Genomic DNA, 11,825 nt, shown 5'->3' with positions numbered 1-11,825 from the left:
CCTTGCATCGCGGCTGACGTATAGCGTCCGCGAAACGCGTATCGAACGAGGAGCGCCATGTTGCCCCGGCCCACTACCCTGCCGAGCGTCGAGCGGCGCATGACAGCCGGGCGCATGTTGCTCGAAGGGGCATCGGTGCAGGCCGTGGCGGAGCATCTGCATCTGTCCTTGCAGACGGTGAAGCGTTACAAGGCAATCGTGTCCGATGGCGGGCTCGACGAGCTCGCGAAAATGGGCGTGGGCGGACGGGTATCGGTGCTGGACCGCGAGGCGCTCGAATGGATCGCGGCCGCCTTGCAGGGCCCGGCGCGCGTGCATGGTTTTGCGAGCGACGCGTGGACCAACTCGCGTCTGCGCGAACTGATCGAGCGGCGCTTCGGCGTGCGTTATTCGCGCGTCTATGTGTGGCAGATTGCGACCAATCTCGGACTTGGGCATCTGCTGTCGAAGTCGCGACGCTGATGCCGGTGATGTTCACATATCAAAGGAGATGACCATGCTTCGAACTTCGCGTCGTGCAGGCAGTTCATGGATCGGATGCGCACTCGTCGCGCTTGCTTGTGGCTCGGCTTTGCCGGCTGCGGCGCAGGATGCCGCGTCGGAACCGCAAGCGCGAGCCGGGGCGGCGGTGGCGCAAGTGCAGGCGCATGTGGTTGGCATCGACCCGGTGACGAACAGCGTCGCGCTAAAGGGGCCGGCGGGGCGCGTCGTGGAAGTAGCCGTCAATCCGCAGGTCGCCGATGTCAAGAAGCTCAAGATAGGCGACACGGTGAACATCGAGTATCGCAACGCCGTGCTGATGCGCGCGGTCAAGGCGAAGCCGGGTGCGATTCGTGAGCGCGTCGACACGCAAGCGACCGTTCCGGCGACGAACGGCGTGACGGCGCAGGCGCGCACGGTGGAGATACTGGCGACGATTCAGCACATCGACAAGAAAAAGCGCGAGATCACGCTACGCGGCCCGACCCACACGGTGACGCTTGCGGTCGCGCCGGACTTATCGCTTGACGGCTTGAAGTCCGGCGATATGGTGCATGCGCAATTCGAATCGGCGACGGCCATTCAAGTGCTCAGGGACGGGCAGCCCTTACGCTGATCTTGACGCGCAATCGCCATCCTCAGGAAAGCCTTTGCGGATCAATGCGTTGGATGGGTCACGCAGCGGCTATCCACAGGGCTTTCAACAGAAACTGTGGATAGTTTCGTGGATGACCCATTTGCATACGCGAATAAAAAAGCCCCGCGACCGCGGGGCCAACCTCTCATTCCCACTACCCTTTCGACCTCAGAAATTGAAGTTATCGATATTCGCCGAATCGAACGTCGTAGGCGGTCCGAGAATCACTTCCCCGCTCTTTCCCACGGTCCGCTTGCCCAGCTTCCCGGCTTCGAACGAATCGCCTTCCTTGCCCGTGATCGTGCCCGACGCAAGACTGGCCGCCGCGTACGCCGCGAGATAACCCAACTGACCCGGGTCCCACAATTGGAACGCCTTGACCGTGCCGTTCTTCACGAAGGCGCGCATCTGGTTCGGCGTGCCGAGACCCGTCACCGTGACCTTGCCCTTGGCTGGCGAACTCGAGATATAACGCGCCGCCGCCGCGATGCCCACCGATGTCGGCGCCACGATTCCCTTCAGGTTCGGATAAGCCTGCAGCAGGCCCTGCGTCTCCACGAATGATTTTTGATCGTCATCGTTGCCGTAGGCGATCTTCACGAGTTTGATCTTCGAATACTCCGGCTTCTTCAGTTCGTCCTGCATCCATTTGATCCAGGTGTTTTGATTGGTCGCGTTGGGCGTCGCGGAGAGAATCGCGAATTCGCCTTCACCGCCAATCAGCTTCGACAGCAACTGGATCTGTCCACGTCCGATCGCTTCCGATTCGGCCTGATTCACGAAAATTTGCCGTCCGTCGGGCGCGGTGTCCGAGTCGAAAGTCACGACCTTGATGCCCTGCGACATCGCTTTTTTCAGATACGGCACGACCGCGTTGGCGTCGTTGGCGGCGATCACGATGGCGTTCTGCCGCTGCGTGATCAACGTGTTGATATAGCTCACCTGTGACGACGCGCCCGCATCCGACGGGCCGACGACCTTGCCATCGCCCTTGAACTCCTTGATCGCGGCCATGCCGCCGTCATCGGCAATGACTTCGTACGGGTTATTGATCTGCTTGGGCAGGAAAGCGATCTTCAGCCCGCTCTTCAGCTCGGCGGCGCTTGCGGCAAGCGCCACGGTGGCGGCCAGCAAGGCCGCCGCGAGCACCGGCCCGCGTGAGAATCGATACGGTTTTTTCATGTATGTCTCCTGTCATTGCGCGCGAGTTTTGCCTTTGGACAAACCGTTGCGCTGGTTATCAACGTTCTTCAATGCACCCTCGACCAGCCCTCAACACCTACGACGTCTGCGCCATGAAGCGTCTTTCACGCGCGGCCCGCCAGCGCGCGACCAGATTGGGAATTAGCACCGAGGACAGCAGCAGCGCCCCGGTCACGATAGTCAGTGTTTCGCTCGATACATCCGCGAGGGTCAGCGCATTGCGCAGCACGCCGATGATCACGAGCGACAGCAGCACGCCGATCATCGACCCGCGTCCGCCGAAGATGCTCACGCCGCCGAACAGCACCGCCGCGATCACGGACAACTCGAAGCCTTCGCCGTTGTCGCCGCGCGCACTGGTGAAACGCAGTGTATAGACGATGCCCGCGAGCGCCGCCATCGCGCCGGACAGCATGAAGAGTCTGATCTTGGTCTTCGTCACGTCGATACCCGAAAACTGCGCGGCCGTGGGGTTCGCGCCGATGGCAAAGAGGCTGCGGCCGAACGGCGTCGCCTGCAACAGCACCGTGAAGACGAGCGCGCCCGCGATCACGAGAACGAAGGGCATCGGCAGGAAGGTATCCGCGATGGTATCGATGCCAAACGACGTGTACGACGACGGAAAGTCCGCGATGGCCTGATCGCCGAGCAACACGTAAGCGAGACCCCGAAACAGCGCTAGCGTGCCGATGGTGACAGCAAGCGATGGCAGATTGAAGCGCACGATCACGAGCCCGTTGAGCAACCCGGCCATCGTGCCCGCGACGAGCACTATGGCGATGACGAGCGGCATCGGCAAGCCCATGTGCCAGAGCACGCCCATCAACGCGCTCGACACGCCCAGCACCGACGCCACCGACAAATCGATTTCCGCCGCGACGATGATGAGCGTCATCGGCAAGGCGATCAGCGCGATCTCGGTGAAATCGGCGAGCATGTTCGAGAGGTTCGCGCCGGAAAGGAACATCGGCGAAAGCACGCGTCCGCCGATCAGCGAGACGACCAGCACGATGGCGAGCATCGCCTCCCATTGCAGATGACGGCGTTTTGCCGTGGAAAGAGCCGAGTCGGGTTTAGCCATGATCGCGTTTCCTCATCATGCGGCGCGCGACCGAGCGCGCGAGCAACGTATCCAGCGCGATCGCCGCGACGATCAGCGCGCCTTGAATGGCCTGCTGCCAGAACGGCGACACGCGCAACACCACGAGCGCGATGTTGATGACGCCCAGCACCAGCGCGCCGAGCGTCGCGCCCGCCACCGTGCCGACGCCGCCCGTGATCGCAACGCTGCCGACCACCGCCGCCGCGACCACCTGCAGCTCGATGCCCTTCGCCGTGCTGGCATCGACGGTGCCGAAACGCGCAAGCCACAGCACGCCCGCAAGGCCGGCGATCGCGCCGGACAGCAGGAAGCCGATCATCACGCGGCGGTCCACGCGAATGCCCGCGAGACGCGCGGCTTCGGGGTTCGAGCCGATGGCGTAATGCTCGCGGCCGCCGCGATACTGCTTCAGATACACCGACAACGCGATCAGCACGACGAGCGCGATCAACACGAGATTCGGCACGCCGAGCAGCGATCCGGTTGCGATCGAGGCGAAGCTATCCGGCAGACTCGTCGCGTTGATCTGGCCGCCGTGGACCCACGCGTAGTCCGCGCCGCGCACGATATACAGCGTCGAGAGCGTGGCGACGAGCGACGGCACGCGCCCGAAGGTGACGAGCGCGCCGTTCACCGCGCCGATCACGAGCCCGACGCCCATGCCCGCGCACATCGCGACGATCACCGGCATGTGCGGGTTCATCACGAAGAGGCTGCCGACCGCATAGGCGCTCACGCCGACGATCGACGCGACCGACAGATCGATATGCCGCATCAGCATGACGATCGTCATGCCCGCCGTCAGCAAGCCGATGATCGACACATTCAGCAGCACGTCACGCAGATTCTGCAGATTCAGAAAGTCCGGCTTCACCGCAGCGGTCGCGCCAATCAGCACGAGCAGCACGATGAAGAGCGTGAGCTCGCGACTCTTCGCGATCGAACCCGCGAGACTCTCGCGTTTCGTTTCGGCGGCAGGCAGCGCGGGCATGGTGGGAGAGTGTCGTGTCATCATGCGGCGCGTCCCAAGGTTTGCGGCGATGCGCCCAACGCGGCGCTCATCACTCGTTCTTCGTTTGCATCGGCGCGAGCAATGTCGGCGCTGATACGGCCTTCGTGCATGACGAGCACGCGGTCCGCCATGCCGAGCACTTCGGGCAGCTCGCTTGAAATCATCAGCACGGCCATGCCCTCTTTCACGAGTTCGGCGAGCGTGCGATACACCTCGGCTTTCGCGCCCACGTCGATGCCGCGCGTCGGTTCATCGATGATGAGCACCTTCGGATTCGTCGCGAGCCACTTGCCGAGCACGACCTTCTGCTGATTGCCGCCCGACAGCGTGCCGACGGGCGCATCGAGATCGCCGGCCTTGAGGCGCAGGCGCTTGCCCCAGTCGGCGGCGAGCGTCGATTCGCTTTTCGCGGAGATGAGCCCGTGCCGCATCAAGCGGCCGAGCACGGTGAGCGATGCATTGCGCGCGATGCTCAGTTCCAGCGCGAGCCCTTGCGCGCGGCGATCCTCCGGCACGAGCGCGAGGCCCGCCCGCACGGCTGCCGCCGGATGGCCGAGGGCAAGCGCCTTCCCCGCGATCTTCACTTCGCCGCCATCGACCGGATCGATGCCGAAGATGGCGCGCGCGACTTCGCTACGTCCCGCGCCGACGAGGCCCGCGAGCGCGACGATCTCGCCTGCGCGGACATCGAAGGATATGTTCTTGAATACGCCTTCGCGCGTCAGGTTGCGGACCGAGAGACGCACGTCGCCGGGCTGCACGTCCGCCTTCGGATAGAACGTGTCCAGATCGCGGCCGACCATCTTGCTCACGATGGCATCGATGGTCATGTCGCTGGTGAGCGCGTCGTAGACCTTCATGCCGTCGCGCATGATGGTCATGCGCTGCGTCAGTGCGAAGACTTCGTCGAGCCTGTGCGTGATGAAGAGGATCGCGACATCCCGCTCACGCAGCGCACGCACGATGGCGAAGAGCCGCTCCACTTCCGTTAGCGAGAGCGCGGCGGTGGGCTCGTCCATGATGAGCACGTTGGCGTCGAGCGAAAGCGCCTTGGCGATCTCGACCACTTGCTGGTCCGCGATCGACAAGCCGCGCACGAGCCGTTGCGCGCGCAGGTTCACGCCGAGCGACGCGAGCAGCGCATCGACTTCGCGATGCATTTCGTCGTAGCGTATGCGTCCGAGCCGGTCGCGCGGCTGCCGGCCCATGTAGATGTTCTCCGCGATGGAAAGGTCCGCGAACAGCGTCGGCTCCTGATAGATGACGGCGAGACCGGCATCGCGTGCCTCGGCGGGATTGGCGAAGCGGCGCGGTTCGCCATCGACGAGAATCTCGCCTGCATCCGGCTGATACACGCCGGCGAGCAGTTTGACGAGCGTGGATTTACCCGCGCCGTTTTCGCCGAGCAACGCGTGGACTTCGCCCGCGAAGAGTTGCAGGCTGCCGTCGCCCAATGCGCGCACGCGGCCGAACGCCTTGCTCGCGTGCCGCAATTCGAGTCTTGGCGGCTTGTTGGTTGTCATGCGCTGTCTCCTGTTTGTCGGCCGAAGCTGGCGCTTGCTCCGGCCTGTGCAACGCCGTGGACCTTGGCGTTGCGCCTGAGCGCTTACGCGAGTTTCACGCGACGCCTTCGATCAAGTCCGACGCCAGTTCCGGTCTTCGAACGTTGCTATCAAATGCGGTAAATCCGCTCCGCATTACGCACGAATAGTGCTTGCTTTTCGCTGTCGCTCGCGTCGCTCACGATCTGCGCGTAGGCGTTCCACAACTGTTTGTAAGTACCGAAAAGCCTGTCGACCGGGAAGTTCGATGCGAACATCGCGCGGCCGACGCCGAAGGTATCGATGGTTTCGAGCACATACGGCCGGAAGCTCTCCACTGTCCATTCGTGATCGAGCATGGCGAAGCCGCTCAGCTTCACCGCGACGTTCGGACAAGCCGCGAGCGCACGCATGCCGTCGCGCCACGCGCGATATCCTTCGACCGAAGACCGGTCCACGAACATCCCCGCATGATTGACGATGAACTGCGTGTTTGCATGTTCGCGCGCGAGTTGCGCGGCATCGTTCATCTGCGACGGATAAAGCTGCAAGTCGAACGACATGCCGAAGCGCTCGAGCAACGCGAAGTTCCGGCGCCACCGAGGCTCGTGCATGAAGTGCCGCCCGACGTAGTCATACAACGGGTTTTCGTGCACGTTGAGAATCTGCCGGATGCCGCGCGTGTTGGCGAAGGCCGCGTGCGCTTCGAGCACGGCGGGTGCATCGTCGGCCGATAAATCCGCGCCCGCCACGATGCCGTTCGGCATGCCGCGGCCGGTGTCGTCGGCGAGTCCTTGCAGCCAGCGCGTTTCCTCGACAGGATCGGCGGGATCGTGGTTCGCATCGACGTGCACGATCTTCAGCACTTCGATGTCGCCGGCATCGCGCAACAGATCGGCGAGCAGATAGTCATGCTTTAAATCGCGCGCGTCGCCGACGAACGATGTCTGCGGATTCGCCAGCCACGGATAGTGATGCGTGGACAAATCCCACAAGTGGATATGCGGATCGACGACCTGCATGATGGTGTTCCTCACGAGCTTGGAAATGCGCGATTACGGAAGATGAAAGACGGGCGCAAGCGGCACGGCAACAGGCGCGTTGTCCGCATGCGTTTCCATCAGCTCGGCCATGTAGTCCCACCATTTGCGCATGATGGGCAAATGCGGCAACGCGTCGGTCGAATGCGTGCCGGTGCGCTTGTAGGTGGCGAACAGATGTCCGGTCGCTTCGTCGAGAAAAATCCAGTAGTCGCGGATGCCCGCTGCAACGAGCGCATCGGCCAGTTCGGGCCATATCTCGCGATGGCGCTTCTCGTATTCCTCGCGCATGCCCGGCTTCAGGGTCATGCGAAATGCCATTGTCTCCATGGCGGACCGCCTGATTTTGTTTAGTGAGCCCGAATGTTCGCGGCTCGTTGTGCTGCGACTATAATTCGCCGACCGATAACACGACAATCCGAAAGAAGGATTGGCCGATCGCAAATGCGTATCGGTTTGAAGCTACTGCGTTGCATCACCGCGGACCGACAATGAATCAGAACGTCTCACAGGTGGCGCTCGTCAATCGCCTGAAATTCAAGCATCTGGCGCTGCTCGTCGCGCTCGACGACGCGCGCAATCTGCACCAGGCCGCCGATGCCATCAACGTCGCGCAGCCGAGCGCGAGCCGCATGCTGGCCGATATCGAGGAAGCGTTCGGCTTCCTGCTCTTCGAGCGCAACGCGCGCGGCATGCAGCCAACGCCGCTCGGCATGTCCGCGCTCGCCTACGCGCGCCGCTCGCTTGCCGACCTCACCCGCTTCGCCGACGACCTCGACAACAAACGCCGTGGCGGACATGGCCAACTCACGGTCGGCGCGATCATGGGCGCCGCGCCCGACGTGCTCGCCATGGCCGTAACCGAACTCAAGTCGGAGCGGCCGCTGCTCAACGTGCGCATCCTCGGCGAAACCAGCGACCAGGTCGTGCAACTGCTGCATCGCCGCGAAGTCGATCTCGCGCTCGGCCGTCTCACCACGCCTTTGCAGCACAACGACTTCGATTTCGAACCGCTTGCGCGCGAAGCCATGCGGCTCGTCGTGCGCGCTAGACATCCACTCGTTTCGAAGACGACGCTCGCGCTCGATACACTCGTCGGCTGGCCGTGGATCCTCCAGCCGATCACGAGTCCCGCGCGTCATCTCTTCGAGGATGAACTCGCGCGCGCCGGGCTCACCACGCCTGCCGATATCGTGGAATGCGCGTCCATCTTCGCGACGCTGCAACTGCTGCAAAACAGCGACGCCGTCGCAATGCTGCCGGAATCCGTCGTGCGAGATTATCTGCGCGCGCAATTCCTGGTGGAACTGCCCATTGAAATCGGCAAGAGTCTGTCGGGCTTCGGCTTGCTGCGCCGCAAGTTCGAGACGCTTTCCGAACCCGCCGAATACTTCATCGCGCTGTTGCGCAAGTATTCGGCGTCGTCGCTCGCGGTCACTGCAGGTTGACGAAGAGACCGCCATCCACGAGCAGCGACGCGCCCGTCACGTAACGCGCGCGATCCGATGCCAGAAACACGACGCACTGCGCCACATCGTCCGGTTCACCGAGTCTTCCGAGCGGAATGCGCTTTTCCATATAGGCGCGCTTTTCCGTATCGGACAAGTCCTCGGCGTTGAGGTCGGTGGCGATGGTGCCCGGCATCACCGAATTGCAGCGGATGCCGTAAGGGCCGAGCGCGATGGCGCACGACTGCATCAGCGAATGCACACCCGCCTTGGTCGGCGTGTAATGCGTCTGCATGCCGCCGCCGACGAGCGCGCTGATCGAACTCGTCGCGATGATCGCGCCGCCCGTGCCTTGATCCTTCATCTGATTCGCCGCGGCCTGCGTCACGTAGAACGCGCCGTTCAGGTTCACCGCGACCGTGGTTTCATAGACCGATGGCGGCATGTCGAGAAACGCATGGAACGGACAGATGCCCGCGTTGCTCGACAGCACGTCGACGCGCCCGAAGGCGTCCACCGTGCGGCGCACGAGTTCGCGGCCGGTCTCGTGTTCGGCGACATTGCCTTCGACCGCAATCGCGCGACGGCCGAGCGCCTCGATCTCGCGCAGGATCGACTCGACGGCGTAGCCCTTGCCGTACGACTTGTCGTTGTCGCCCCAATAGTTGATCGCGACGTTCGCGCCTTCGCGCGCGCTCGCCAGCGCGATCGCCCGGCCGATGCCGCGCGAGCCGCCCGTCACGATCACCACTTTGTCTTTCAACAGCATGAACGTTTCCTTCAATGAGTGTACGGACGCGTCAACGCGCATTCGGGATTCAGCCGCACGCCGAAGCCCGGCGTCTCCGGCACCTTCATGCGGCCGTTCACCGGAACGGGTTCGTCGAGCAGCAAGGGCGTGAACATCGGCACGACCTGATCGGCTTTCTCGGCCATCATGAGGAACTCGGCGAACGGCGAGTTGTGACGCGTCACCACGAAGTGATAGCTATACACCGACGAACCGTGCGGCACCACGAGCACGTTATGCGCATCCGCGAGCGCCGATATCTTGATGAGCTCCGTGATGCCGCCGCACCAGCCGACATCCGGCTGCACGAGGTCCGCGCAGCCCATCTCGAAGAGCATGCGAAAACCCCAGCGCGTGGCTTCGTGTTCGCCCGTCGTCACCATCATGCCGCCTGGCACCGCGCGGCGCAGTTCGGCATAGCCCCAGTAATCGTCGGGCGGCAGCGCCTCTTCGATCCATTTCAGGCCATGCTCGCGCGCCGCGTTCGCGAGGCGCTTCGCGTAGTTGAGGTCGAGGCTCATCCAGCAGTCGAACATGAGCCAGAAGTCGTCACCGACTTTCGAGCGCATGTCGGCCAGTTTGGCGATGTTCTTCGCGAGCCCTTCCTCGCCTTCGGCCGGTCCATGCTGCAAAGGCATCTTGCCGCCGATGAAACCCATCTCCTTGGCGAGATCCGGCCGCGCGCCGGTTGCATAGAACTGGAGTTCATCTCGCACCGGGCCGCCGAGCAACTGGAAGACGGGTTCCTGGCGCACCTTCGCGAGCAGGTCCCACAACGCCAGATCGACACCCGATATCGCGTTGAGCACGATACCCTTGCGCCCGTAGTACAGCGTCGCGAAATACATCTGATCCCACATCTTTTCGATATCCGTCACGCGCTGCCCTTCGAGGAAGCGCGCCAGATGCTTCTCGACGATGAATGCGCCGATCTCGCCGCCCGTCGTCACCGCGAAGCCGACCGTGCCGTCGCTTGCCTCGATCTCCACGACGAGCGAGCCGAGCACGTTCAGTCCGAACGACTGACGGCTCTGGCGATACTCGGGATAACGCGCCATCGGCGTCGAGATGTGATCGTCGATCCAGTGGTTCGCGCCCTGGTCGTGATAATCGGCGCCGCCGCCGCGAACGGTGAAAGCGCGCACTTGGCGAATGGTGGGCATGGACATGAGTGTCTGTCTCCGTTTGAAGGCGTTGTTGTTCAGGATGCGCTGGCGGGTTTGGCGCGGGCATCGCGCGAGGCGTCGCGCTGCGGCACGCGCACGAAGGCGACGATCACGAGCGCAGCCAGGACGCTCGCCGCGCCGAGCACCATGAGTCCGGCGCTGGTCGAATGAAATGCGGCTTCGGCGGCGGTGCGGGCCATCGGTGCAAAGAATCCGCCGAGGCCGCCCAACGAGTTGATGAGCGCGATGCCGGCCGCCGCGGCCGCGCCAGTGAGATAACGCGTCGGGAACGTCCAGAAGAGCGGCTGGGCGGCGATGAATCCGCTCGCGGCGCAACACAGCGCGATAAGCGATACCACCGGCGTTCCCGCGATGCCCGACACGACGATCGCGACGCCCGACATCACGAGCAACGCGATAGCGCACACGCGATGCTTGCCGGTGCGATCCGCATAACGCGGCACGATCCACGTGACGATGACGGCCGCCACCCACGGCAACGCGGTCACGAGTCCGACACGAAAGCCGACCTTGGTTCCGAGCAGCGCGGACACTTGTTGCGGCAGATAGAACACCACGCCATAGACGGCTGCCTGGATCAGGAAATACGCGCAGCACAAGACCAGCACGCGCGGATCGATGAGCGCCGCCAGCACGCCACGCGGTCCGTGCGATGACGCGTTGCGGGCGTCGTCATCGAGACGCGCGACGAGCAGCGCGCGTTGATCCTGAGTGAGCCAGCGTGCGCGGGCGGGGTCGTCGTCGAGATACCAGAACGCCCAGACACCGACGATCGACGCGAGCAAGCCTTCGACCAGAAAAAGCCATTGCCAGCCCGAGAAGCCGAGCGCGCCGTGCAAGTCCAGCAGCAATCCGGACAAAGGCGCACCGAAGATGAACGCGAGCGGCGCGCCGAAGTAAAACACGCCGAGCGCACGCGCCCGAGCGCTTTGCGGGAACCAGCGCGTCAGGTAATAGACGATGCCGGGAAAGAATCCGGCTTCCGCCACGCCGAGCAGAAAGCGCAACGTGTAGAAGGTCGTGGCGTTGTGCGCGAAGGACATCGCCGCCGAAACAAGACCCCACGTCACCATGATGCGGCACATCCACAGCTTCGCGCCCACGCGATGCAAGAGCAGATTGCTCGGCACCTCGAAGATTGCGTAGCCGACGAAGAACACGCCCGCGCCGAACGCGAACGCGGCATTGGTGAGGCCGGTGTCCTGCTGCAGCGCCTTCTGCGCGAAACCGATGTTCGCGCGGTCCAAAAACGCAAGCACATACATGAGCAGCAGAAAGGGCAGCAGCCGGCGCATCACGCGGGACGTGACGGCGCCTTCCGCGCTAACGGAGTCATTCATGTCTCTCTCCACGTCGCCTTGCTTTTTTATGATGGCGATCGAGCA

12 protein-coding genes are annotated in these 11,825 nt (G+C 63.3%); 3 read left to right on the top strand and 9 right to left on the bottom strand.

Annotation, left to right across the window (positions count from 1 at the left end; translation table 11 throughout):
* Positions 1–57 precede the first annotated feature (57 nt).
* Entirely contained in the window at positions 58–462 is a 405-nt protein-coding gene (locus tag NCT04_RS17435) for a helix-turn-helix domain-containing protein (protein WP_244828407.1), read from the top strand.
* Between the two features lie 34 nt (positions 463–496).
* Positions 497–1,096 carry a hypothetical protein gene (locus NCT04_RS17430; protein WP_244828408.1) on the top strand — a complete coding sequence of 200 codons (600 nt, stop codon included), beginning with the start codon at positions 497–499 and terminating at the stop codon, positions 1,094–1,096.
* Between the two features lie 189 nt (positions 1,097–1,285).
* Here NCT04_RS17430 and rhaS read toward each other — a convergent pair whose 3' ends face one another.
* The 6 genes from rhaS to NCT04_RS17400 form a co-directional block, all read right to left on the bottom strand.
* On the bottom strand, positions 1,286–2,299 hold the full coding sequence (rhaS, locus tag NCT04_RS17425) for a rhamnose ABC transporter substrate-binding protein (RefSeq protein WP_244828410.1): 1,014 nt from the start codon (positions 2,297–2,299) through the stop codon (positions 1,286–1,288).
* Positions 2,300–2,396: 97 nt separating this feature from the next.
* On the bottom strand, positions 2,397–3,401 hold the full coding sequence (locus NCT04_RS17420; protein WP_250466775.1) for an ABC transporter permease: 1,005 nt from the start codon (positions 3,399–3,401) through the stop codon (positions 2,397–2,399).
* Positions 3,394–4,434: an ABC transporter permease gene (locus tag NCT04_RS17415; protein ID WP_502800683.1), complete on the bottom strand. Its 1,041-nt coding sequence runs from the start codon at positions 4,432–4,434 to the stop codon at positions 3,394–3,396. Before NCT04_RS17415 ends, NCT04_RS17420 begins: the two co-directional genes overlap by 8 nt.
* Positions 4,434–5,957, bottom strand: coding sequence for a sugar ABC transporter ATP-binding protein (locus NCT04_RS17410; protein WP_244828413.1), 1,524 nt, complete (start codon positions 5,955–5,957; stop codon positions 4,434–4,436). Before NCT04_RS17410 ends, NCT04_RS17415 begins: the two co-directional genes overlap by 1 nt.
* A gap of 149 nt (positions 5,958–6,106) precedes the next feature.
* Entirely contained in the window at positions 6,107–6,997 is an 891-nt protein-coding gene (locus NCT04_RS17405; protein WP_250466773.1) for an amidohydrolase family protein, read from the bottom strand.
* A gap of 33 nt (positions 6,998–7,030) precedes the next feature.
* Positions 7,031–7,345, bottom strand: a complete 315-nt coding sequence (locus NCT04_RS17400; protein WP_250466771.1) for an L-rhamnose mutarotase — start codon at positions 7,343–7,345, stop codon at positions 7,031–7,033.
* A gap of 161 nt (positions 7,346–7,506) precedes the next feature.
* Here NCT04_RS17400 and NCT04_RS17395 point away from each other — a divergent pair, with 161 nt between their 5' ends.
* On the top strand, positions 7,507–8,463 hold the full coding sequence (locus NCT04_RS17395; protein ID WP_250466769.1) for a LysR family transcriptional regulator: 957 nt from the start codon (positions 7,507–7,509) through the stop codon (positions 8,461–8,463).
* Here the strand turns inward: NCT04_RS17395 and lra1 are convergent.
* From lra1 to NCT04_RS17380, 3 genes are read right to left on the bottom strand one after another with little or no spacing between them, the layout of a single operon-like run.
* Complete coding sequence (gene lra1, locus NCT04_RS17390; protein ID WP_244828419.1) at positions 8,450–9,232, bottom strand: L-rhamnose 1-dehydrogenase Lra1; 783 nt, start codon at positions 9,230–9,232, stop codon at positions 8,450–8,452. The two genes, NCT04_RS17395 and lra1, sit on opposite strands and share 14 nt — an antisense overlap.
* A gap of 11 nt (positions 9,233–9,243) precedes the next feature.
* Complete coding sequence (gene rhmD, locus NCT04_RS17385; RefSeq protein ID WP_250466768.1) at positions 9,244–10,422, bottom strand: L-rhamnonate dehydratase; 1,179 nt, start codon at positions 10,420–10,422, stop codon at positions 9,244–9,246.
* Positions 10,423–10,454: 32 nt separating this feature from the next.
* The gene (locus NCT04_RS17380; RefSeq protein ID WP_250466766.1) at positions 10,455–11,780 is read right to left on the bottom strand and encodes an MFS transporter; all 1,326 of its coding nucleotides are present in this window, start codon (positions 11,778–11,780) and stop codon (positions 10,455–10,457) included.
* Between the last annotated feature and the right edge of the window lie 45 nt (positions 11,781–11,825).

This window comes from Caballeronia sp. GAFFF2 (genome assembly GCF_023631485.1).
Classification (GTDB): Bacteria; Pseudomonadota; Gammaproteobacteria; order Burkholderiales; family Burkholderiaceae; genus Caballeronia.
The sequence above is the reverse complement of the archived record's forward strand: the minus strand, read 5'-3'. Positions and strand labels throughout refer to the sequence as shown.